20 protein-coding genes and 1 riboswitch are annotated in these 21,757 nt (G+C 72.7%); of the genes, 16 read left to right on the plus strand and 4 right to left on the minus strand.

Annotated elements, in window-relative coordinates:
* Positions 1 to 65 precede the first annotated feature (65 nt).
* From hpnC to ACIRNI_RS16610, 11 genes are all read left to right on the plus strand, one after another.
* Positions 66 to 971: a squalene synthase HpnC gene (gene hpnC, locus ACIRNI_RS16560; protein ID WP_403552111.1), complete on the plus strand. Its 906-nt coding sequence runs from the start codon at positions 66 to 68 to the stop codon at positions 969 to 971.
* Complete coding sequence (hpnD, locus tag ACIRNI_RS16565) at positions 968 to 1,918, plus strand: presqualene diphosphate synthase HpnD (RefSeq protein WP_403552112.1); 951 nt, start codon at positions 968 to 970, stop codon at positions 1,916 to 1,918. Before hpnC ends, hpnD begins: the two co-directional genes overlap by 4 nt.
* Before the next feature lie 22 nt (positions 1,919 to 1,940).
* The gene (hpnE, locus tag ACIRNI_RS16570; RefSeq protein ID WP_403552113.1) at positions 1,941 to 3,371 is read left to right on the plus strand and encodes a hydroxysqualene dehydroxylase HpnE; all 1,431 of its coding nucleotides are present in this window, start codon (positions 1,941 to 1,943) and stop codon (positions 3,369 to 3,371) included.
* Positions 3,368 to 4,468, plus strand: a complete 1,101-nt coding sequence (locus tag ACIRNI_RS16575) for a polyprenyl synthetase family protein (protein WP_355355078.1) — start codon at positions 3,368 to 3,370, stop codon at positions 4,466 to 4,468. Before hpnE ends, ACIRNI_RS16575 begins: the two co-directional genes overlap by 4 nt.
* Positions 4,469 to 4,623: 155 nt before the next feature.
* Complete coding sequence (gene shc, locus ACIRNI_RS16580) at positions 4,624 to 6,636, plus strand: squalene--hopene cyclase (RefSeq protein ID WP_403552114.1); 2,013 nt, start codon at positions 4,624 to 4,626, stop codon at positions 6,634 to 6,636.
* The gene (locus ACIRNI_RS16585) at positions 6,636 to 7,316 is read left to right on the plus strand and encodes a 1-hydroxy-2-methyl-2-butenyl 4-diphosphate reductase (RefSeq protein WP_403552115.1); all 681 of its coding nucleotides are present in this window, start codon (positions 6,636 to 6,638) and stop codon (positions 7,314 to 7,316) included. Before shc ends, ACIRNI_RS16585 begins: the two co-directional genes overlap by 1 nt.
* 5 nt (positions 7,317 to 7,321) lie before the next feature.
* On the plus strand, positions 7,322 to 8,344 hold the full coding sequence (gene hpnH / locus ACIRNI_RS16590) for an adenosyl-hopene transferase HpnH (protein ID WP_403552116.1): 1,023 nt from the start codon (positions 7,322 to 7,324) through the stop codon (positions 8,342 to 8,344).
* Positions 8,345 to 8,404: 60 nt separating this feature from the next.
* Positions 8,405 to 10,291: a 1-deoxy-D-xylulose-5-phosphate synthase gene (gene dxs / locus ACIRNI_RS16595; RefSeq protein WP_403552117.1), complete on the plus strand. Its 1,887-nt coding sequence runs from the start codon at positions 8,405 to 8,407 to the stop codon at positions 10,289 to 10,291.
* Entirely contained in the window at positions 10,288 to 11,673 is a 1,386-nt protein-coding gene (locus tag ACIRNI_RS16600; RefSeq protein WP_403552118.1) for an aspartate aminotransferase family protein, read from the plus strand. The genes dxs and ACIRNI_RS16600 overlap by 4 nt, the downstream gene beginning before the upstream one ends.
* A gap of 60 nt (positions 11,674 to 11,733) precedes the next feature.
* Complete coding sequence (locus ACIRNI_RS16605; protein WP_403552119.1) at positions 11,734 to 12,348, plus strand: helix-turn-helix domain-containing protein; 615 nt, start codon at positions 11,734 to 11,736, stop codon at positions 12,346 to 12,348.
* Positions 12,349 to 12,370: 22 nt separating this feature from the next.
* The gene (locus ACIRNI_RS16610; RefSeq protein ID WP_355355057.1) at positions 12,371 to 12,487 is read left to right on the plus strand and encodes a DUF6126 family protein; all 117 of its coding nucleotides are present in this window, start codon (positions 12,371 to 12,373) and stop codon (positions 12,485 to 12,487) included.
* Positions 12,488 to 12,511: 24 nt separating this feature from the next.
* Here ACIRNI_RS16610 and ACIRNI_RS16615 read toward each other — a convergent pair whose 3' ends face one another.
* The gene (locus ACIRNI_RS16615; protein ID WP_403552120.1) at positions 12,512 to 13,324 is read right to left on the minus strand and encodes a tyrosine-protein phosphatase; all 813 of its coding nucleotides are present in this window, start codon (positions 13,322 to 13,324) and stop codon (positions 12,512 to 12,514) included.
* A gap of 446 nt (positions 13,325 to 13,770) precedes the next feature.
* Positions 13,771 to 13,929: riboswitch (cyclic di-AMP (ydaO/yuaA leader) on the plus strand.
* A 4-nt stretch (positions 13,930 to 13,933) separates the two neighbouring features.
* Between ACIRNI_RS16615 and ACIRNI_RS16620 the strand changes: the two genes are divergently transcribed.
* From ACIRNI_RS16620 to ACIRNI_RS16630, 3 genes are all read left to right on the plus strand, one after another.
* On the plus strand, positions 13,934 to 14,836 hold the full coding sequence (locus ACIRNI_RS16620; protein ID WP_403552121.1) for a peptidoglycan DD-metalloendopeptidase family protein: 903 nt from the start codon (positions 13,934 to 13,936) through the stop codon (positions 14,834 to 14,836).
* 171 nt (positions 14,837 to 15,007) lie between these two features.
* Positions 15,008 to 15,802, plus strand: a complete 795-nt coding sequence (locus ACIRNI_RS16625) for an SGNH/GDSL hydrolase family protein (protein ID WP_355355048.1) — start codon at positions 15,008 to 15,010, stop codon at positions 15,800 to 15,802.
* A 95-nt stretch (positions 15,803 to 15,897) separates the two neighbouring features.
* A complete protein-coding gene (locus tag ACIRNI_RS16630; RefSeq protein WP_403552215.1) occupies positions 15,898 to 17,079 on the plus strand; it encodes an MBL fold metallo-hydrolase in 1,182 nt (393 codons plus the stop codon).
* Positions 17,080 to 17,085: 6 nt separating this feature from the next.
* On the opposite strand, the gene ACIRNI_RS16635 is transcribed toward ACIRNI_RS16630, so the two are convergent.
* Positions 17,086 to 18,012, minus strand: coding sequence for a TIGR03620 family F420-dependent LLM class oxidoreductase (locus ACIRNI_RS16635; RefSeq protein WP_403552122.1), 927 nt, complete (start codon positions 18,010 to 18,012; stop codon positions 17,086 to 17,088).
* A 109-nt stretch (positions 18,013 to 18,121) separates the two neighbouring features.
* Here ACIRNI_RS16635 and ACIRNI_RS16640 point away from each other — a divergent pair, with 109 nt between their 5' ends.
* Positions 18,122 to 18,739: a TetR/AcrR family transcriptional regulator gene (locus tag ACIRNI_RS16640; RefSeq protein ID WP_403552123.1), complete on the plus strand. Its 618-nt coding sequence runs from the start codon at positions 18,122 to 18,124 to the stop codon at positions 18,737 to 18,739.
* A gap of 149 nt (positions 18,740 to 18,888) precedes the next feature.
* Here the strand turns inward: ACIRNI_RS16640 and ACIRNI_RS16645 are convergent, their stop codons facing one another.
* The gene (locus ACIRNI_RS16645; RefSeq protein WP_403552124.1) at positions 18,889 to 19,527 is read right to left on the minus strand and encodes a hypothetical protein; all 639 of its coding nucleotides are present in this window, start codon (positions 19,525 to 19,527) and stop codon (positions 18,889 to 18,891) included.
* 344 nt (positions 19,528 to 19,871) lie between these two features.
* A complete protein-coding gene (locus tag ACIRNI_RS16650; RefSeq protein WP_403552216.1) occupies positions 19,872 to 20,489 on the minus strand; it encodes a TetR family transcriptional regulator in 618 nt (205 codons plus the stop codon).
* A gap of 104 nt (positions 20,490 to 20,593) precedes the next feature.
* Between ACIRNI_RS16650 and ACIRNI_RS16655 the strand changes: the two genes are divergently transcribed.
* Positions 20,594 to 21,535 carry an oxidoreductase gene (locus tag ACIRNI_RS16655; RefSeq protein WP_403552125.1) on the plus strand — a complete coding sequence of 314 codons (942 nt, stop codon included), beginning with the start codon at positions 20,594 to 20,596 and terminating at the stop codon, positions 21,533 to 21,535.
* Positions 21,536 to 21,757 lie beyond the last annotated feature (222 nt).

Below are 21,757 nucleotides of genomic sequence, written 5' to 3' on the forward strand. Positions count from 1 at the left end.
ACGGCATTGACGGAAGATCTCCAGCTCCGCGAGAGTCCCGCCGTCCCCGCGCCGGGCAGTCCGCGGTGACCGCCACCCGGCAGGTGCGCCCCGACGCCTCCTCGCGCACCACACTCGACAAGGCCGCGCACGAGAACTTCCCCGTGGCCCCCTTCTTCCTGCCCGCCGACTGGCGCGACGACCTGATGGCGATCTACGGCTACGCCCGGCTCGTCGACGACATCGGCGACGGCGACCTCGCCCCCGGCGGCGCCGACGCCCGCCACTTGGGCGCCGAGGGCGAGACGGACCGGCTCGCCCTCCTCGACGCCTTCGAGGCCGACCTGTACCGCGTCTTCGACTCCGTCCCCGCCCACCCGCTGCTGCGCGCCCTCCAGCCCACCGTGCGGCGCCACGCCCTGCCGCCCGAGCCGTTCCTCGGCCTGATCGCGGCCAACCGCCAGGACCAGCTGGTACGCCGCTACGAGACGTACGACGACCTCGCCGCGTACTGCGAGCTGTCCGCCAACACCGTCGGCCGCCTCGTGCTCGGCATCACCGGCACCACCAGCCCCGAGCGCGTCCGCCTCTCCGACGCCATCTGCACCGCGCTCCAGATCGTCGAGCACCTCCAGGACGTCGCCGAGGACCTCGGCCGCGACCGGATCTACCTCCCGGCCCAGGACATGAAGCGGTTCCACGTCACCGAGGACGACCTCGCCCGCCCCCGCGCCGGCGCGTCCGTACGCGCGCTCATCGCGTACGAGGCGGAGCGCGCCCGCCGCCTCCTGGACGAGGGCACCCCGCTCGTCGGCAGCGTCCACGGCAGGCTCCGCCTGCTGCTCGCCGGCTTCGTGGGCGGCGGACACGCCCAGCTCGACGCGATCGCGGCCGCCGGCCACGACGTACTGCCCGGGCCGCCCAAGGCCACCAAGCCGCGACTGCTGCGCCGAACCGGAGCCGTCCTGCGAAGCGCGCGCAGAAAGGGGTGAGCCGGATCGTGGAAGGACAGACGCCCATGTCCGCGCCGGTGCAGGCCGCGTACAGCTACTGCGAGGCCGTCACCGGCCGGCAGGCCCGCAACTTCGCGTACGGCATCCGCCTGCTGCCGACCGAGAAGCGGCAGGCCATGTCGGCGCTGTACGCGTTCTCGCGGCGCGTCGACGACATCGGCGACGGCCGGCTCGACCCGGTCGCCAAGGAGGAGCGGCTCGACGCCACCCGCGGCCTGCTCGACCGGATCCGCAAGGACGCCGTCGACGAGGACGACACCGACCCGGTGGCCGTCGCCCTCAGCGACGCCGCGAGCCGCTTCCCGCTGCCCCTCGGCGCGCTCGACGAGCTCATCGACGGCGTCCTGATGGACGTGCGCGGCGAGACGTACGAGACCTGGGACGACCTCAAGGTGTACTGCCGGTGCGTCGCGGGCGCCGTCGGGCGGCTCTCCCTCTCCATCTTCGGCACCACCCCCGGCGCGCGCTCGGCCGAACGCGCCGCCGAGTACGCCGACACGCTCGGACTCGCGCTCCAACTGACCAACATCCTCCGGGACGTCCGCGAGGACGCGGCCAACGGCCGCACCTACCTCCCCGCCGACGACCTCGCCAAGTTCGGCTGCGCGGACGGCTTCCGCGCCGCCGCGCCGCCGCCCGGCGCCGACTTCACCGGACTCGTCCACTACGAAGTCCGCCGCGCCCGCGCGCTGTTCGCCGAGGGCTACCGGCTGCTGCCCATGCTCGACCGGCGCAGCGGCGCCTGCGTCGCCGCGATGGCCGGCATCTACCGGCGCCTGCTCGACCGCATCGAGCGCGACCCGCTCGCCGTGCTGCGCGGCCGCGTCTCCCTGCCCGGCCGCGAGAAGGCGTACGTCGCCGTGCGCGGCCTGTCGGGCCTGGATGCCCGGACCATCTCCCGGCAGACCGTCAGGAGGCACGCCTGATGACCGCATCCGAGGAGGGCGCATGAGCGAGGACGAGCTGTCCCCGGGACGCGGCCACGCCGCGCCCGTCGGCGGCGACCCGGCACGGGAGCGGCACGCCGTGGTGATCGGTGGCGGACTCGCCGGGGTCACCGCCGCGCTGCGGCTCGCCGAGGCGGGCACCCGCGTCACGCTCCTCGAAGGGCGCCCCCGGCTCGGCGGCCTCGCCTTCTCCTTCAAACGCGGCGACCTCACCGTCGACAACGGCCAGCACGTCTACCTGCGCTGCTGCACCGCCTACCGCTGGTTCCTCGACCGCGTCGACGGCGCCCACCTCGCCCCGCTGCAGCGGCGGCTCGACGTACCCGTCCTCGACGTGGCCCACCCGCGCGGCCCCCGCCTCGGCCGACTGCGCCGCACCGCCCTGCCCGTACCGCTCCACCTCGCCGCGAGCCTGGCGGCCTACCCGCACCTCTCGCTCGCCGAGCGCGCGAGCGTCGGGCGCGCCGCGCTCGCCCTGAAGAAGCTCGACCCGGCCGACCCCGCCCTCGACGGCATCGACTTCGCCACCTGGCTCGCCCGCCACGGCCAGTCGCCGCGCACGGTCGAGGCGCTCTGGGACCTCGTCGGCGTCGCCACCCTCAACGCCACCGCGCCGCACGCCTCCATGGGCCTGGCCGCGATGGTCTTCAAGACCGGACTGCTGTCCGAGCCCGGCGCCGCCGACATCGGCTGGGCCCGCGTCCCCCTCGGCGAGCTGCACGACACCCTCGCCCGCAAGGCCCTCGACTCCGCCGGCGTCCGCACCGAGCTGCGCACCAAGGCCACCTCCCTCTCCCGTGCCGCGGGCGGCGGCTGGCACGTCCGGGTGCCAGGCGAGACCCTGGAGGCGGACGCCGTCGTCCTCGCCGTACCGCAGCACGAGGCCCACGGCCTCCTGCCGGACGGCGCGCTCGACGACCCCGGCGCCCTCCTGGACATCGGCACCGCGCCCATCCTCAACGTCCACGTCCTGTACGACCGCAAGGTGCTGCGCCGGCCCTTCTTCACCGCCCTCGGCTCCCCGGTCCAGTGGGTCTTCGACCGCACCGAGGCCTCCGGGTACACCGACGGCCAGTACCTGGCGCTGTCCCAGTCCGCCGCGGGCGACGAGATCGACGAGCCCGTCGCCGTCCTGCGCGAGCGCTACCTGCCCGAACTGGAGCGGCTGCTGCCCGCCGCGCGCGGCGCGAAGGTGCGCGACTTCTTCGTCACCCGGGAGCGGGCGGCGACGTTCGCCCCCACCCCCGGCGTCGGACGGCTGCGTCCCCCCGCCCGCACCCGCGCACCCGGCCTGTACCTGGCCGGCGCGTGGACCGCCACCGGCTGGCCCGCCACCATGGAAGGTGCGGTACGCAGCGGCCTCAGCGCCGCGGGCGCCGCCCTCTCGGCACTCGGCCGTCCCCATGTACATCCGCTCGAGGAGGCGGCATGAGCCTGAGTACTGGAACAAGAGGAGAGACCGTGCCGACTGTGCCCCCGGTGAATCCGGCCGTCGACACCGTGGACGTGACCGCTCTGCTGGAACGCGGGCGGACCATGTCCACCCCGGTCCTGCGCGCGGCCGTGAAGCGGCTCGCGCCGCCCATGGACACCGTCGCCGCGTACCACTTCGGCTGGATCGACGCCCAGGGCCGCCCCGCCGACGGCGACAGCGGCAAGGCCGTGCGCCCCGCGCTCGCCCTGCTCTCCGCGGAGGCGGCCGGCGCGGACCCCGAGATCGGCGTCCCCGGCGCGGTCGCCGTGGAGCTGGTGCACAACTTCTCGCTGCTCCACGACGACCTCATGGATGGCGACGAGCAGCGCCGCCACCGCGACACCGTCTGGAAGGTCCACGGCCCCGCCCAGGCCATCCTCGTCGGCGACGCGCTCTTCGCCCTGGCCAACGAGCTGCTGCTGGAACTCGGCACCGTCGAGGCCGGCCGCGCCACGCGCCGGCTGACCACGGCCACCCGCAAGCTCATCGACGGCCAGGCCCAGGACATCTCCTACGAGCACCGCGAGCGGGTCAGCGTCGAGGAGTGCCTGGAGATGGAGGGCAACAAGACCGGCGCCCTCCTCGCCTGCGCCTGCTCCGTCGGCGCCGTCCTCGGCGGCGCCGACGACCGCACCGCCGACACCCTGGAGGCGTACGGCTACCACCTCGGCCTCGCCTTCCAGGCCATCGACGACCTGCTCGGCATCTGGGGCGACCCGGAGTCCACCGGCAAGCAGACCTGGAGCGACCTGCGCCAGCGCAAGAAGTCCCTGCCGGTCGTCGCCGCCCTCGCCGCCGGCGGCCCGGCCTCCGAGCGGCTCGGGGAGCTCCTCGCGGCCGACGCCAAGAACCCCGACCTCGACAGCTTCTCCGAGGAGGAGTTCGCCATGCGGGCGGCCCTCATCGAGGAGGCGGGCGGCCGCGAGTGGACCTCCCAGGAGGCCCGCCGGCAGCACGCCGTCGCCATCGAGGCCCTGCACCGGGTCGACATGCCGGAACGGGTCCGCACCCAGCTCACCGCGCTCGCGGACTTCGTCGTCGTACGAAAGCGATGACCGCCATCGGGACCGTAACCGCCACCCAAGCCCACCCCACCGCCCCCACCGCCATCCGCACCATATGAATCGCTAGTCGCCGGCCGGTGCCCCCGCGTGCACCGGCCGACGGCCCACCCGCAGCCGCAGCACATCCACTGCACGAAGGGGAAGCCATGACAGCGACGACCGACGGAAGCACCGGGGCCCTCGGCCCCCGGGCAGCCTCGGCCACCACGACCACCACTCCTCCGACCCCCACGACCACCACCCCCGCGGCGGGCGCCGTACGCGAAGCCGCCGCCCGGGCCGCCGAACGGTCCATCGCCCACCTCCTCGCGCAGCAGGACGCCGAGGGCTGGTGGAAGGGCGACCTCGAGACCAACGTCACCATGGACGCCGAGGACCTCCTGCTCCGGCAGTTCCTCGGGATCCAGGACGAAGCCGTCACCCGCGCCGCCGCCCGGTACATCCGCGGCGAGCAGCGCGAGGACGGCACCTGGGCCACCTTCTGGGGCGGGCCCGGCGAACTCTCCGCCACCGTCGAGGCGTACGTCGCGCTCCGGCTCGCGGGCGACCCGCCCGACGCCCCGCACATGGCCCGCGCCGCGGCCTGGATCCGCAAGCAGGGCGGCATCGCCGCGAGCCGCGTCTTCACCCGCATCTGGCTGGCGCTCTTCGGCTGGTGGCGCTGGGAGGACCTGCCCGAACTGCCGCCCGAGCTGATCTACCTGCCGCCGTGGTTCCCGCTCAACATCTACGACTTCGGCCAGTGGGCCCGCCAGACGATCGTGCCCCTCACCATCGTCTCCGCCAAGCGCCCCGTCCGCCCCGCGCCCTTCGCGCTGGACGAGCTCCACACCGACCCCCGCCGCCCCAACCCGCCGAGGCCGCTCGCCCCCGCCGCGAGCTGGGAGGGCTTCTTCCAGCGGCTGGACAAGGCCCTGCACGCGTACCACCGGATCGCGCCGCGCCGGCTGCGCAAGGCCGCGATGGACACCGCCGCCCGCTGGATCGTCGAGCGGCAGGAGAACGACGGCTGCTGGGGCGGCATCCAGCCGCCGGCCGTCTACTCGCTCATCGCGCTACGCCTGCTCGGCTACGACCTGGGCCACCCGGTGATGCGCGCGGGGCTGGAGTCCCTCGACCGGTTCGCCGTCTGGCGCGAGGACGGCGCCCGCATGATCGAGGCGTGCCAGTCACCCGTCTGGGACACCTGCCTGGCCACCATCGCCCTCGCCGACGCGGGCCTGCGCCCGGACCACCCGGCGCTGGTCAAGGCGGCCGACTGGATGCTCGGCGAGCAGATCGTACGGCCCGGGGACTGGGCGGTCCGCAGGCCCGGGCTCACACCGGGCGGCTGGGCGTTCGAGTTCCACAACGACACCTACCCCGACATCGACGACACCGCCGAGGTGATCCTCGCGCTGCGCCGGGTCAAGCACCCCGACCCGGAGCGGCTCGACGCGGCCGTCGAGCGCGGCGCCCGCTGGACGCTCGGCATGCAGTGCGCCGACGGGGCCTGGGCCGCCTTCGACGCCGACAACACCAGCCCCTTCCCGAACCGGCTGCCGTTCTGCGACTTCGGCGAGGTCATCGACCCGCCGTCCGCCGACGTCACCGCGCACGTGGTAGAGATGCTCGCGCACGAGGGCAAGGCCCAGCACCCCCGTACGCGCCGGGGCGTCGAGTGGCTGCTCGCCGAACAGGAGGCGAGCGGCGCCTGGTTCGGACGCTGGGGCGTCAACTACGTGTACGGCACCGGGTCCGTGGTGCCCGCACTGACCGCGGCGGGCCTGCCCGGCTCGCACCCCGCGATCCGCCGCGCCGTCTCCTGGCTGGAGTCCGTCCAGAACGACGACGGCGGCTGGGGCGAGGACCTGCGCTCCTACCGGGAGGAGGAGTGGATCGGCCACGGCGCCTCCACCGCCTCGCAGACCGCCTGGGCGCTGATGGCGCTCCTCGCCGCGGGGGAGCGGGACTCCCCGGCGGTGGAGCGCGGCATCCGCTGGCTGGCCGCGACCCAGCGCGAGGACGGCTCCTGGGACGAGCCGCACTTCACCGGCACCGGCTTCCCGTGGGACTTCTCCATCAACTACCACCTGTACCGGCAGGTCTTCCCGCTCACCGCGCTCGGCCGGTACGTCCACGGCGAGCCCTCCTTCGGCCGCTCCGGCAAGGAGGGCTGATGGCAGCCGCACCGGAGCCGCCCGGTTCCGATGCCGACGCGGACCTCGTCGCGCCGCCGCTGCTGATCGCCTGCGCGCTGGGCATCGAGCGCCTCGCGCTGCGCGGCCGGCGGCGCCACGGAGCCGCGCCCGGCCCGGTGACCGTGCTGCGTACGGGCATGGGGCCGGCGAGTGCCGAGCGGGCGGTGGCCCGGGCGCTCGCCGGGGAGCCGCTGCGGGGCGCCGCGGTCGTGGCCTCCGGGTTCTGCGCGGGCCTGGCCCCGGGGATGCATCCGGGGGACCTGGTCGTGGCCGACGAGACTTGGGGGCCGGGCGGCCGGGCCGGCTGCACCGGCACGGAGCTGCTGGTCAAGGCGCTGACCGGCGCGGTGCCCGGGCGCCGCACGGTCCACACCGGCCCGCTGACGGGCTCGGACCACGTCGTACGCGGCCAGGAGCGGTCCGAGCTGCGCGCCACCGGCGCCATCGCGGTGGACATGGAGTCCGCCGCCACCCTCGGGGCCGCCCTGAGCGCCGGGCCGCGCCCGGTTGCGGCCGTCCGAGTGGTCGTGGATGCTCCTGAGCACGAACTCGTCCGGATCGGCACGGTGCGCGGGGGAATATCTGCATTCCGCGTTCTTCGTGCTGTATTGCCCGCTTTCTATGAATGGCACCGTTCTTTGCTGCTCCCCAGGAGGTGAGCCAGATGGCCATGCCGCTTCGCCAAACCATCCGGGTCGGGACCTATCTTTTCCAGCAGAAGCTCCGCAAGCGCGACAAGTTCCCCCTCATCGTCGAGCTCGAGCCGCTCTACGCGTGCAACCTGAAGTGCGAGGGCTGCGGGAAGATCCAGCACCCGGCCGGGGTCCTGAAGCAGCGCATGCCGGTCGCCCAGGCGGTCGGGGCCGTCCTGGAGTCGGGAGCGCCGATGGTCTCCATCGCGGGCGGCGAGCCGCTGATGCACCCGCAGATCCACGAGATCGTCCGACAATTGGTGGCCCGCCGGAAATACGTGTTCCTCTGCACCAATGCCCTGCTGCTGCGCAAGAAGATCGAGGACTTCCGGCCCTCGCCGTATTTCGCCTTCGCCGTGCACATCGACGGACTGCGCGAACGCCACGACGAATCCGTGGCCAAGGAGGGTGTGTTCGACGAGGCGGTGGCGGCCATCAAGGAAGCCAAACGGCGCGGTTTCCGGGTCACCACCAATTCCACCTTCTTCAACACCGACACCCCCCAGACCGTCATCGAGGTGCTGAACTTCCTCAACGACGACCTCGGCGTCGACGAGATGATGATCTCGCCCGCGTACGCCTACGAGAAGGCGCCCGACCAGGAGCACTTCCTCGGCGTCGAGCAGACCCGCGAGCTGTTCCGGAAGGCCTTCGCCGGCGGCAACCGGCGGCGCTGGCGGCTGAACCACTCGCCGCTCTTCCTGGACTTCCTGGAAGGCAAGGCCGACTTCCCCTGCACGGCCTGGGCGATCCCGAACTACTCGCTCTTCGGCTGGCAGCGGCCCTGCTACCTGATGGCCGACGGCTACGTCCCGACGTACCGCCAGCTCATCGAGGAGACCGACTGGAACTCGTACGGTCGCGGCAAGGACCCGCGCTGCGCCAACTGCATGGCGCACTGCGGCTACGAGCCGACCGCCGTCCTCGCCACCATGGGCTCGCTGAAGGAATCCCTGCGCGCGGCCCGGGAAACGGTCTCCGGAGGACGGGGGTGAGCCCCTCGGGAGACTCCGCCGCCACCGCCGGCTGAACCGATCAGAGAGGGGGTCCGAAGCGTGACGTTGCTGGAGAACATCCGGGGGCCGCGCGACCTCAAGGCACTGGACCGTACACGGCTCGGCGAACTCGCCGAGGAGATCAGGCAGTTCCTCATCCAGGCGGTGGCCAGGACCGGCGGGCACCTCGGGCCCAACCTGGGCGTCGTGGAGCTCACCATCGCCCTCCACCGGGTCTTCGACTCGCCCGCGGACCGCGTCCTGTGGGACACCGGCCACCAGTCCTACGTCCACAAGCTCCTCACCGGCCGCCAGGACTTCTCCAAGCTGCGCGGCAAGGGCGGCCTGTCCGGCTACCCGTCCCGCGCCGAGTCCGAGCACGACGTTATCGAGAACAGCCACGCCTCCACCGTCCTCGGCTGGGCCGACGGCCTCGCCAAGGCCAACGAGCTGCGGGGGAGGGACGACCACGTCGTCGCCGTCATCGGTGACGGCGCGCTCACCGGCGGCATGGCCTGGGAAGCGCTCAACAACATCGCCGCCGCCAAGGACCGCCCCCTCATCATCGTCGTCAACGACAACGAGCGCTCCTACGCCCCGACGATCGGCGGTCTCTCCACCCACCTCGCCATCCTGCGCACCACCGACGGCTACGAACGCTTCCTCGCCTGGGGCAAGGACGTCCTGCGCAGCGCGCCCGTCATCGGGCAGCCGCTGTACGGGTCGCTGCACGGCGCCAAGAAGGGCTTCAAGGACTTCATCGCCCCGCAGGGCCTGTTCGAGGACCTCGGCCTGAAGTACGTCGGCCCGATCGACGGCCACGACATCGAGGCCGTCGAGTCGGCGCTGCGCCGCGCCAAGCGCTTCCACGGGCCCGTCCTGGTGCACTGCCTGACCGAGAAGGGACGCGGCTACCCGCTCGCGCTGGAGGACGAGGCCGACCGCTTCCACGCGGTGGGCGCGATGGACCCGCTGACCGCCGAGCCGCTCGCCCCGGCCGGCGGCCCGTCCTGGACGTCGGCCTTCGGCGAGGAGATGGCGGCGATCGGGGCCGAGCGGCCCGACGTCGTGGCGATCACGGCGGCGATGCTCAAGCCGGTGGGGCTGGCGCCGTTCGCCGAGCGGTTCCCCGACCGGGTGTGGGACGTGGGCATCGCCGAGCAGCACGCCGCCGTCTGCGCCGCCGGGCTCGCCACGGCCGGGCTCCACCCGGTGGTCGCCGTGTACGCGACCTTCCTCAACCGGGCCTTCGACCAGGTCCTGATGGACGTCGCCCTGCACCGGTGCGGCGTCACCTTCGTCCTGGACCGGGCGGGCGTCACCGGCACCGACGGCGCCTCGCACAACGGCGTGTGGGACCTGTCGGTCCTCCAGGCCGTGCCGGGCCTCAGGATCGCCGCCCCGCGCGACGCAGACCAGCTGCGGGCGCAGCTGCGCGAGGCGGTCGACGTGCGGGACGCGCCGACCGTGGTGCGCTTCCCGAAGGAGGCGGCGGGCCCGCCACTGCCCGCCGTCGGGCGCGTCGGCTCCATGGATGTCCTGCACCGGCCCGGCCACGATGACGCGGACGTGCTGCTGGTGGCCGTCGGCGTCATGGCGCCCGTCTGCCTCCGCGTCGCCGGGCTGCTGGCCGAGCGCGGCCTGCCCTGCACTGTCGTCGACCCGCGCTGGGTCAAGCCGGTCGACGAGCAGCTCGCACCGCTGGCCGCCGCGCACCGCCTCGTCGCCGTCGTCGAGGACGGCAGCCGCGCCGGAGGCGTCGGGAGCGCGGTCGGGCAGGCGCTGCGCGACGCGGGGACCGACGTACCCCTGCGCACCTTCGGCGTCCCGGCCCAGTTCCTGCCGCACGCCAAGCGCGGCGAGGTGCTGGCCGACATCGGGCTCACCCCCGTCGAGATCGCCGGACGGATCAGCGCCGCGCTGGGACGCAAGGAGAACGAAGCATGAGCAAGAAATTCGACCTGGCGCAGCTGCTCGCCGACCGCGGCGCCGAGCGCTACGACCTGCACGCCCGGCACCTCAACCACCAGCTGCCCCGCATGCTGCACACCATCGGCTTCGACAAGGTCTACGAGCGGGCCGAAGGCGCGTACTTCTGGGACGCCGACGGCAACGACTACCTCGACATGCTCGCCGGATTCGGCGTGATGGGCCTCGGCCGTCACCACCCCGTCGTCCGCAAGGCCCTGCACGACGTCCTCGACGCCGAGCTGCCCGACCTCACCCGCTTCGACTGCGCCCCGCTGCCCGGGCTGCTGGCCGAGAAGCTGCTGTCGTACTCGCCGCACCTGGACCGCGCGTTCTTCTCCAACAGCGGTACGGAGGCGGTGGAGACCGCCCTCAAATTCGCCCGCTGCGCGACCGGCAGACCCCGCGTCGTCTACTGCGCGCACGCCTTCCACGGCCTGACCACCGGCTCCCTCTCCGTCAACGGCGAGGACTGCTTCCGGGACGGCTTCGCACCGCTGCTCCCCGACACCCCGATCGCGCTCGGCGACCTGGACGCCCTGGAGCGGGAGCTGAAGCGGGGCGACGTGGCCGCCCTCATCGTCGAGCCCGTCCAGGGCAAGGGCGTGCACGAGGCGCCGCCCGGCTTCCTGCGCGCCGCCCAGGAGCTCCTGCACCGGCACAAGGCGCTGCTCATCGCCGACGAGGTGCAGACCGGCCTCGGCCGGACCGGCGACTTCTACGCGTACCAGCACGAGGACGGCGTCGAGCCGGACCTGCTGTGCGTGGCCAAGTCGCTGTCCGGCGGCTACGTGCCGGTGGGCGCCACCCTCGGCAAGGACTGGATCTTCAAGAAGGTGTTCTCGTCGATGGACCGGGTGGTCGTCCACTCGGCCAGCTTCGGATCGAACGCCCAGGCCATGGCGGCCGGCCTCGCCGTCCTCTCCGTACTGGAGAACGAGGAGGTCGTGGCCAACGCACGGCTCACCGGCGAGCTGCTGAAGACCCGCCTCGCGGCGCTCGTGGACCGTTACGAGCTGCTGCACGACGTACGCGGCCGGGGCCTGATGATCGGGCTGGAGTTCGGCCGCCCGTCCTCGCTGGGCCTGCGCAGCCGCTGGACGATGCTCCAGGCGGCCCGCAAGGGACTGTTCGCCCAGATGGTCGTCGTCCCGCTGCTCCAGCGCCACCGGATCCTCACGCAGGTCTCCGGGGACCGCCTGGAAGTGATCAAGCTGATTCCGCCGCTGATCATCGGCGAGCGCGAGGTGGACCGGTTCATGGCCGCCTTCACGGCCGTCATGGACGAGGCCCACGCGGGCGGCGGCCTGATGTGGGACTTCGGCAAGACGCTGATGAAGCAGGCGGTCGCCAACCGCTGATCTTTTTGCCTCAGAGGCAAGAAAATTGCCTCCCAGGCCCATTCCTGGCGCAATGGGGGCATGACCACCCCTGCCGGCCCACCGGAACCGGAAGCGCTGCCGGACGTCGCGCCCCGGCTGCGCGAGCTGCGCCGCCGCCGCGGCCTCACGCTCGAGTCCGCGGCCCGGCGCGCCGGCCTGTCACCCGCGCACCTCTCCCGCCTCGAGACCGGACGGCGCCAGCCGTCCCTGCCCATGCTCCTGGGCCTGGCCCGTGTCTACGGTACGACGGTGTCCGAGCTGCTCGGCGAGGTCCCACCGGAGCGCGAGCCGATCGTCCGCGCCGGGCGCGCCGAGCCCGTGGAGGCGGACGGCTGGACGTACCACCAGGCCGGTGGCGCGGGGCGCGCCCTGCAGGCGCTGCGGGTGGAGGTGCCGTACGCCGCGGGCCAGAGCGATCTCGTACGCGTCCACCCGGGCGAGGAGTGGCTCTACGTCCTCACCGGCCGGGTGCGGCTCGTGCTCGGTGACGTGGTCCATGTCCTGGACCCCGGCGACAGCGCGCATTTCGACTCGCTGACCCCGCACCGCATCGCCGCGGCCGGGCGCCGCGGGGCCGAGCTGCTCTTCGTCCACACGCTCCTGCAGAGCGCCGCGGCCGACCTGTGCCTCGGCGGCCCCGGCACCCACCGCTGACGTCCCCGAGAGGGAGGACCCCATGTCCTACGAAGTGAAGTTCCCGCGCGGGCTCGTCGTCCGGCTCTTCGCCTACCTGGTGGCCGGCCACCTCTTCGCGGCGTTCCTGTACCTGCTCTTCGCGCTGGGCGCCGGCTGACGAGCCCGGCTCGGGCCCCGGGGCTCAGCCCGCGTCGAGGAGCCGCTCGCGCAGCTGCTCCCGCGTCTCGGGCGCCAGCTTCAGACCCTCCGAGAGGTACCGGTCGGTCGTGCCCCAGGTCTCCTCGATGGTCGCGAAGGCCGCCGCCAGGTACTCCAGGCGCGCGTCGAAGAGCGGGCTGAGCAGCTCCATCACCTCGGGCGACATACCGGCCGGGGAGCTGTCGCTGCGGTGCACCTTGTAGCGGCGGTGCGGGTCGTTGGACTTGAGGTAGTCCGCCTCGATGGCCTCCCGCTCGACGCCGACCGCCAGGAGCGTCACCGCGATCGACAGCCCTGCCCGGTCCTTGCCCGCCGCGCAGTGCATGAGCGCCGGGACGCTGTCCTCGGCGAGGGCGTGCACCACCCGGCTGTGCTCCGCCGTGCGCTCCTTGATGATCGTGCGGTACGACGCCGACATCCGTGCCGCCGCCTGGCCGTCCGCGAGGATCTGGCGCAGCTGGTCGAGGTCGCCGTCGCGGACCATCCGCCAGAACTCGGCGCCGTCGGCCGGGTCGGTGAGCGGGATGTTCACGTTCCGCACGCCGGGGAGCTCGATGTCGGGGCCTTCGAGCTTCTGGTCGGCGGCGTTGCGGAAGTCGAAGATCGTGTGCAGCCCGAGGGAGCCGAGGAACGCCGCGTCCTCCCCGGTGGCGTGCGCGAGGTGGCCGCTGCGGTAGAGCCGCCCGTGCCGGATGCGCAGCCCGTCCACCGTCGGCAGCCCGCCCACGTCCCGGAAATTGCGCACACCGGACAGTTCGGGCTCGCTCGACGGGGCCTGCGGCACCTGCTGCGTCACGGGGACTCCTCCGCGTCTGACGTCGGCGCCGGCCGCCGACGATGTCGCGATCCGACGATACGACATTGGGTTCCCGGGGCAATCATCCGCACGGGTGCTCGGTCCGTCCTCCTGTCCGCCCTCTCGACGGCTGCGGCGGCTCGTAGGCGTATGGCGCTTCTGTCCGTATTGGGGTGTTCGGCATAACGTGCCCCGATAGAACGGGAGATGGGCATCGGCGCGTGAGCAGCGTCATAAAAGTGACCGTCCGTGGCCGGGCCCCTTCCGCAATTCCCCTGCACTCACCGGGAATTCATGATCCGTAATCCACGGAGGGTGACCGGTAATCCGCAGCGGTGCGGTGCAAAGGAATGCACACGGGAAAGCGGCGGCTTGTTCGCGCCGACCCGACTGTCCTACGGTCACCGCAATCCGGCCGGACCGCCGAATCCTGCCGCCGGCCCGGAATTCAGCACCCACCCACGTGTGGCAGGAGCGGGGGACCCAAGGTAAGTCCGCCGATCCCGGAATTCCGGGACCGGCTCGGGGTTAAGTCGCGTCACCACGCGGCCGGGCATCTCCAGCCCGAACCCGACAGCTCACCTCGCAGGCGCCGGAGAGGAATTCGCCATGCCCGCCAAGGGTAAGCACCGCCGTCCCAAGTCCAGCACGCTCACGCGTGGTTTCGTCGCCGCCGGTACCGGTGGCGCGGCCCTCGCCCTTCCGCTGCTCGGCGCCACCGGTGCCCACGCCGCGGAGCAGAGCGCCGCGCCGGCGACCGCTCCGCAGCAGGTGGTCGCCGCCGCGCAGACCGCCGCCAAGCCCGCGCCCCGTACGTACACCGTGGTCGCCGGCGACTACCTCGCCAAGATCGCCCACAACAAGAACGTCAAGGGCGGCTGGCAGAAGCTGTACAAGGACAACCGCGAGGTCATCGGTGAGGACCCGTCGCTGATCCTCCCGGGCATGGAGCTCACCCTCGGCGCCAAGGCCGCCCCGGCCAAGGCCAAGGCCAAGCCGAAGGCGGACGAGGACCGCGGCGAGGCCCGCGCCTCCCGCTCCGCCGCCAAGGCCGAGGCCCCGGCGGTCAAGGCAGCCCCGGCGCAGTCCGCCCCGAAGAGCACCGGCTCCGGCTTCACGGCCCCGGTCGACTCCTCGATCACCACCCCGTACCGCGCCTCCGGCTCCATGTGGTCCTCCGGCTACCACACCGGTGTCGACTTCGCGGCCTCCTCCGGCACCAGCGTCAAGGCCGTCGGCCCCGGCACCGTGGTCTCGGCCGGCTGGAGCGGCTCGTACGGCAACGAGGTCGTCATCAAGCACACCGACGGCACGTACTCGCAGTACGCCCACCTCTCCCAGCTCTCCGTCTCCTCCGGCCAGAGCGTGAGCGGCGGCCAGCAGATCGGCCTCTCCGGGTCCACCGGCAACTCCACCGGCCCGCACCTGCACTTCGAGATCCGCACCAGCCCCAGCTACGGCTCGGACATCGACCCGCTGGCGTACCTGCGCCAGCACGGCGTCTCGATCTGACGCACCGTCGACGCACCGTCGGCCACCCCCTCTGTCCGGCACCGTGCTCCACGGTGCCGGGCAGCGGCGTATTCCGGCTTGGACGAATCTTGACCGGTGGCATATCTCACGCTACGTCAACCCCTCCTTACGGTCGCGTAGGTCACAGGGAAGGAGGCAGGATGTGCTCCCGTGGCAGACGATTCGACCTTCAGAGACAGTGACGTATTCGGGTCGTACGTGGCGATCGGTGACAGCTTCACCGAGGGCGTCGGAGACCCCGGACCCGACGGCACGTTCGTCGGCTGGGCCGACCGCCTGGCGGTGCTCCTCGCCGACCGGCTGCCCGAGCCGGACGACTTCCGGTACGCGAACCTCGCCGTACGCGGACGGCTCCTCGACCAGATCGTCGAGGAGCAGCTCCCGCGGGCGAAGGAGCTCGCCCCCGACCTGGTGACCTTCTGCGCGGGCGGCAACGACATCATCCGGCCCGGCAGCGACCCCGACGACGTCGCCGAACGCTTCGAGCGGGCCGTCGCCGACCTGACCTCGGTGGTCGGCACCGTGCTGGTGACGACCGGCTTCGACACCCGCGGCGTGCCGGTGCTGCGCCACCTGCGCGGCAAGATCGCCACGTACAACGGCCATGTGCGCGCCGTCGCCGACCGCTACGGCTGCCCCGTGCTGGACCTCTGGTCCCTCAAGACCGTCCAGGACAGGCGGGCTTGGGACGCGGACCGGCTCCATCTGTCCGCCGAGGGCCACACCCGCGTCGCCCTCCGCGCCGGCCAGGTCTTGGGCGTGGAGGTCCCCGCCGACCCGGACCAGCCGTGGCCGCCCCTGCCGCCGCGCGGCCCGCTCGAGGTGCGCCGCGACGACATCCAGTGGGCGCGGGAGTACCTGGTGCCCTGGATCGGCCGCCGCCTGCGCGGCGAAAGCTCCGGCGACCACGTCTCGGCCAAGCGCCCGGACCTGCTGCCGCTGTAGCCGGGCCCGGGGCGCACCCCGGGCTGTCGGACCCCCTGCCCATAATGGAGGGACCTAGCTCTGGAGGTCCTGTGACCGGCTCCGACACCACGCCCATGCGACCGTCGTGGTCCCGGCTGCGCGCGCTGCGGCCCGCCGCCTTCGGCGCGGACCCGGCGGGGGAGCGGATGGAGCGCATCCGCCGCTCGCCGCACTTCGCGGACGGAGTGTTCCAGAACCCCGTGGGCGCCCGGCACAGACCCTCCGGCTCGGCGATCGAGTTCGCGAAGACGTACTTCGAGAAGGAGGGGCGCAGGCACCGCTCGCCGGCGGCGGCCATTCCCGTGCACCCCACCACCGTCGCCGACCTCGCCCGGCCCCCGGCGTCCGGGCTGCGCCTGACGTGGCTCGGGCACTCCAGCGTGCTCGCGGACATCGACGGAGTCCGCGTCCTCTTCGACCCGGTGTGGGGCGAGCGGTGCTCGCCGTTCCCCTTCGCCGGGCCCCGGCGGCTGCACCCGGTACCGCTGCCCCTGGCCGCGCTCGGCCCGGTGGACGTGGTCGTCATCTCCCACGACCACTACGACCACCTGGACCTGCCGACCATCCGCGCCCTCGCCACCACGGACACCCTCTTCGCGGTCCCGCTCGGCGTCGGCGCCCACCTGGAGCACTGGGGCGTCCCGACGTCCCGCCTGCGCGAGCTCGACTGGCACGAGTCCACCGAGGTCGGCGGCGTACGGCTGACCGCCACCCCGGCCCGCCACTTCTGCGGGCGCGGCCTGCGCAACCAGCAGCACACCCTCTGGGCGTCCTGGGTGGTCGCCGGACCGGACCACCGCGTCTACCACAGCGGCGACACCGGCTACTTCCCGGGCTTCCGGGAAATCGGCGCCGAACACGGCCCGTTCGACGCCACCATGATCCAGATAGGCGCGTACAGCGAGTTCTGGCCGGACATCCACATGACCCCCGCCGAGGGCGTACGGGCCCACCTGGACCTCCAGGGCGGTGACGCGGCGGGCGTGCTGCTCCCCATCCACTGGGGCACCTTCAACCTGGCGCCGCACCCGTGGGCCGAGCCGGGGGAGTGGACCAAGGACGCGGCCGAGGAGGCCGGCCAGGCGGTGGCGTTTCCCCGCCCCGGCGAGCCGTTCGAGCCCCCGGGGAAGGTGCCCGAGGAGCCGTGGTGGCGGGCGGTGTCCGATCCGATCGCGCGCCCGTGGCGCCGTTCGGGCGGGGTGGAGGGTGCGGCCGAGACGACCAGGGGCCATCTCGACCTCGCCGGTGAGCGCTGAGCCTCGTCACCCTGTACGGCGGGGCACGAGAGCGGGGGCGAGTTCGCGCCATTCTCGTCGGGGCAGCGTGGCCGGAGCGGCGGTCAGGACCTGCAGGCAGACGTGGCTGGCACCCGCTTGGAAATGCTGCTGAACGCGCCGGCGGATCGCCTCCGTGTCTCCGTAGGCGACGATCGCGTCCACCAGCCTGCGACTCGGGCCGCCGACGATGTCCTCGTCTCCGAAGCCGAGCCGGCGTACGTTCGCCTCCTGGTGCGGCGCCGCCGCCAGGTATCCGGCGACATGCGCGGTGGCCACCTCCCGGGCCCGGTCGAGATCGTGGTCGAGCACGACGGCCTGCTCGACGCCGAGAAACGCATCCGGCCCCATGATCCGGCGCGCCTGTGCGGTGTGCTCGACGGGCACGAAATACGTGTGCGCGCCCCAGGTGCGTTCGGCGGCCAGCTTCAGCATCTTCGGGCCCAGGGCGGCCAGGAGGCGGCGCGGGGCCGGCTCCGGCGCCGGGCTGTGGGCGGGTGACGCGTCCATGGCTTCCAGGTAGGTGCGCATCGTGGCCACCGCCCTGCTGCGGGTCGGCACGGGGTAACCATCCACCGTGTGCATGGTGTTGTCGACGCGGTGTCCGCCCAGGCCGAGTGCGTACCGTCCGGGGAACGCCTCGCCGAGCGTGCGCGCCGCGGCAGCGGTGGTGTTCGGTTCCCGGAAGGCGATGTTGGCGATGCCGGATGCGACGGTGATGTGACGGGTCGCCGACAGCAGCAGCCATGCCTGGCCCACCGTGTCGCGGCCGAAGGCCTCTCCGTACCACAGGGCTCCGTAGCCCAACTCCTCGATTTCCGCGGCCGATTCCCGCACGCGTCCGGCGGGCTGCTCGTCAAAGGCGAAGGTCCAGATGCCAACCCGGCCAAGCGCTTCCGATGGGCCGTCCGTCATGGATACTCCTCGGTGAGGCGTTCCGGAGAGGCTCTCCGGTTGAGGTCCGCTACGATACGGAGAACTTCTCCGCTTGGCTATCCCCAAAGGCACCGGAAGGGCAGGACGGATGACGGCCGAACGCGGCCACGCCGCTCGCACGTCGAAGCGCACGGACGCGCTCCTCAACCGGGAACGCCTGGTGGCCGCCGCGCACGACGTGTTCACCGAAGCCGGCCCCGAAGCGTCCCTCAACGAGATCGCCCGCAGGGCCGGCGTGGGCCCGGGGACCCTGTACCGCCACTTCCCGAATCGGCAGGCCCTGCTGACCGCGGTCCTCACGGACCGGATCCAGGCCCTGTGCGAGCAAGCGGAGAAACTGCGCACCGCGGATTCCGCCGACGACGCCCTGGCCCAATGGCTGGGTGCGTTCCTGGTCCATGCCCGTGCCAACCACGGCACGGGCAGCGCGCTGATGGTCAACGAGTCCGGCGCGGCGGACCTGGACTGCCATCGGCTGATCCTGGACGCGGCAGCCGGTCTGCTCGCCCGGGCGCAGCACCACGGAACCGCTCGTGCCGACCTGACCGCCGGTGACCTGGTCCAACTCGTCACCGGGATCGCACTGTCCACGGCCCGCGACGAAGACGCCGGACCGGCCCGACGGATGCTGGCCCTCGTGCTCGATGCCGTGCACGCGACACCACCGAGGCCCTCATCCGCATCGAGGAAGTCCGATCGGCGATAGACACCCCTCGGCGCCGCCCCCGGCTTCCGCGGAGGACGACGGCACCCATGTGCCCACACGCCCCCGACGGCCGGGTCGGTCGCCGACCGCCTGCCGCCCTGGGAAGCGGCGCGCATATGGCCTTTGCCCGCCGGCTCGGGCCGAGGTGTCTACGCCGGGCTGGTGAAAGGATCGCCGTGCCCGGGCGGCTGCCTGCCCGGCGGCGCATACCGCACCCGCCCGCTCTGGTCGGTCACCGGCGTGAACCCGCATGCCCGCAACCGGGCGGCGTACTTGGCCCTGTAGCGCCGGTTGCCGACGACGAGGACGTGCACGAGCCCCATGAGTGCGACCCAGGCGATGCCGGCGATGAGAACCGCGGTGGCGTCCGCGCCGAGCTCGAAGCACAGGCCCACGGAAGCAGCGGTGAAGCCGACGCTCGCGATCACCCTCAGCTGCTTCTCGCTGTACCTGGCGGCGAGGTCGTACGTGATGCGGGCTCTGAGAAGCTCGACCGCGTCCGGCATGAGGGGCGGCAACGCGCCCCCCTCGCCGGCGTTCGGGTACCGTGCCCGGTTCCGTGCGGCCCGCGCGCGGGCCTGGGGGTCGGGGTCGGGCACGATGCGCATCACGAACCCCTTTCCCTGTGGTCCGCCGCCCTGCCACGCGTCGGCGTACTCGTACCCGTACTGCTCGGCGATGTAGGCGAGGCGAGCCAACTGCCTTATGGAGGCCGTGGCACTGGTGACCTCTACGGGCTCCCCGCCCTCCATCCGCCGCAGCATCTTGCGCGCCTTCCTCTTACTCACTGATGCTCCCCTCGTTCATCACCTTCGGGACCGAGCGCGGCGGCCGCCCGGGCGGAGAGTTCTGTGGCGGGACGCCGTCTTCCGGGCTCCGGCATGCAGTCGACGCAACTGGCTCCGGGAAGGTCATGTTGACAGGGGGGCACGCCTGTTCGCATTGCCGTCGGCCGGCAATCTTCGCCCTGCCTTGATGCCGGTGACGTCACCGGCGCATCGACGATGGGAGGGGCTTGGCGCAGGGCCACGAGCGCGCCACGGCGACCGGAGTGCTTCGGGCCGTCTTGGTCCCCCACTCCAAGCGGTCGCCGTGGCCCAGCGGCCGGAGTCGTACGACGGCGGGCATCCGGTCACGTCCTGGCGCGACGTGACCCGGCCCCCGGCGCGTCCAGCGCCGGGGCGATGACGGCGAAGGCCCGGTCCATCAGCGCGGCCGGGTCCTCGGCGCCGTCGCTGTCGCTCCACCGCCGCAGTACGGCGTCGTAGGCGGTCAGGGCCATCCCCGCGGCCAGCCGCGGGTACAGGTCGGTCTCGGGGTCGAGCCCCAGGCGGTGCGCCACCTCCGTCGCCAGGTCGTCGCGCCACTGCGCCTGGCGTTCCAGGAAGCGCGCGAGCAGAGCGGGCGTGCGCAGGATCAGCTGGACCACGCGCAGCGCCCTGGCCGCGTGGTCGGAGTGGTCGCCGCAGGCGGCCATGGACACCCACACCGCGTGCTTCAGCGCCACCGACGGCTGCTCCCCGTCCGGGCGACCGGCCAGCTCCGACCGTATGCCGGCGCCCATGTCGGCCAGGAATTGGACGACCACGTCCTCCTTGGACGCGAAGTACCGGAAGAAGGTGCGCTTGGACACCCCGGCGGCGGTCGCGATCTCGTCGATGGTGACCGCGTCGAACCCCTTCAGCGCCAGCGACTGCAGCGCCGCTTCGGTCAACTCGTTGGCGACAAGCTGACGCTTGCGCTCGGCCATGGTCACTTCTGGGCGGGAACTCACCCGACAATCGTAGCGCCATGCCGTCTGTGTCACTTGGTAGCGTCTTGACACTCGGTGCCATCACGGGCAGCGTGTGCCGCATGACAGAGCAGAAGAAGCGCTGGGCCGCCGACCGGATACCCGACCAGACCGACCGCGTGTTCGTCGTCACCGGGGCCAACAGCGGCCTCGGGCTCGCCACCACCCGGGCACTCGCCCGCCGGGGCGGGCACGTGATCCTCGCGGTGCGCGACGAGGCGAAGGGGCGCCGGGCGGCCGCCGAGATCACCGCCGAACTGCCCGCCGCCCGTCTGGAGGTGCGCCCCCTCGACCTGGCAGACCTGGACTCGGTACGGGCCTTCGCCGACCGGCTGCGCGCCGACCATCCTCGGCTGGACGTACTCGTGAACAACGCCGGAGTGATGGCGCCCCCGCGATCGCTGAGCCGGCAGGGCCACGAGCTCCAGTTCGCCGTCCACCACCTCGGCCACTTCGCCCTCACCGGCCTGCTGCTCGACCTGCTGAGCGGCGGGCGCGACCCCCGTGTGGTCACGGTCACCTCGCTCAACCACCGCAAGGGCGGGCTCCACTTCGACGACCTCACCGGCGAGCGCGCGTACTCGCCCATGGGCTTCTACAACCAGGCGAAGTTCGCCAACGCCGTCTTCGGGCGGGAGCTCCACCGCCGCCTCACCGCCGCGGGCAGCCCCGTGCGCAGCGTGCTCGCCCACCCCGGCTACACCGCCACCAACCTCCAGACCAGCGCGCCCGTCGGCCTGGTGAAGGTGCTGTTCGGCCGCCTCCTCGTCCCGCTCGCCCAGCCCCCGGCCCAGGGCGCGCTGCCCCAGCTGTACGCGGCGACCGATCCGGGGGCGAGCGGCGGTGAGCTCTTCGGCCCGGACGGCCGGGGCGAGTTGCGCGGCGCTCCCACACGGGTGGCGCTGTCCCCGGCGGCGGCCGACGCGGAGACGGGACGCCGCCTGTGGGAGGTGTCGGAACGGCTGACCGACGTGCGGTTCGCCTTCCCGACCCCTGCCTCCTGAAGGGCAGTCCGCACGAGCCGCGGGGCCGCCGGGCCCCGCGGCCGGCGTCAACTCCGCGATTTCGGGCTGGAGTACGAGGCCTCATACCAGAGCGGGACGCTTGGCGGGCAAGTTTGTCAACTGCCCATCAGACGTGAATGTATGCCGACTACCGTGTGTGGCCGGTGATCAACGGTGGGCTCATCGGACGCCTGAGGCGTTCGCCGAAGCACCACGGTCGAA

This window comes from Streptomyces sp. NPDC093546 (assembly GCF_044765045.1).
Taxonomy (GTDB): domain Bacteria; phylum Actinomycetota; class Actinomycetes; order Streptomycetales; family Streptomycetaceae; genus Streptomyces.

Coding starts and splice junctions, on each gene's coding strand:
- shc (WP_403552114.1), top strand. CDS start 4,624: ATGACAGCGACGACCGACGGAAGCACCGGGGCCCTCGGCCCCCGGGCA.
- ACIRNI_RS16650 (WP_403552216.1), bottom strand. CDS start 20,489: ATGGCCGAGCGCAAGCGTCAGCTTGTCGCCAACGAGTTGACCGAAGCG.
- ACIRNI_RS16585 (WP_403552115.1), top strand. CDS start 6,636: ATGGCAGCCGCACCGGAGCCGCCCGGTTCCGATGCCGACGCGGACCTC.
- ACIRNI_RS16655 (WP_403552125.1), top strand. CDS start 20,594: ATGACAGAGCAGAAGAAGCGCTGGGCCGCCGACCGGATACCCGACCAG.
- ACIRNI_RS16630 (WP_403552215.1), top strand. CDS start 15,898: ATGCGACCGTCGTGGTCCCGGCTGCGCGCGCTGCGGCCCGCCGCCTTC.
- ACIRNI_RS16635 (WP_403552122.1), bottom strand. CDS start 18,012: ATGACGGACGGCCCATCGGAAGCGCTTGGCCGGGTTGGCATCTGGACC.
- ACIRNI_RS16610 (WP_355355057.1), top strand. CDS start 12,371: ATGTCCTACGAAGTGAAGTTCCCGCGCGGGCTCGTCGTCCGGCTCTTC.
- ACIRNI_RS16575 (WP_355355078.1), top strand. CDS start 3,368: ATGAGCCTGAGTACTGGAACAAGAGGAGAGACCGTGCCGACTGTGCCC.
- hpnH (WP_403552116.1), top strand. CDS start 7,322: ATGGCCATGCCGCTTCGCCAAACCATCCGGGTCGGGACCTATCTTTTC.
- hpnE (WP_403552113.1), top strand. CDS start 1,941: ATGAGCGAGGACGAGCTGTCCCCGGGACGCGGCCACGCCGCGCCCGTC.
- ACIRNI_RS16620 (WP_403552121.1), top strand. CDS start 13,934: ATGCCCGCCAAGGGTAAGCACCGCCGTCCCAAGTCCAGCACGCTCACG.
- ACIRNI_RS16605 (WP_403552119.1), top strand. CDS start 11,734: ATGACCACCCCTGCCGGCCCACCGGAACCGGAAGCGCTGCCGGACGTC.
- ACIRNI_RS16640 (WP_403552123.1), top strand. CDS start 18,122: ATGACGGCCGAACGCGGCCACGCCGCTCGCACGTCGAAGCGCACGGAC.
- ACIRNI_RS16600 (WP_403552118.1), top strand. CDS start 10,288: ATGAGCAAGAAATTCGACCTGGCGCAGCTGCTCGCCGACCGCGGCGCC.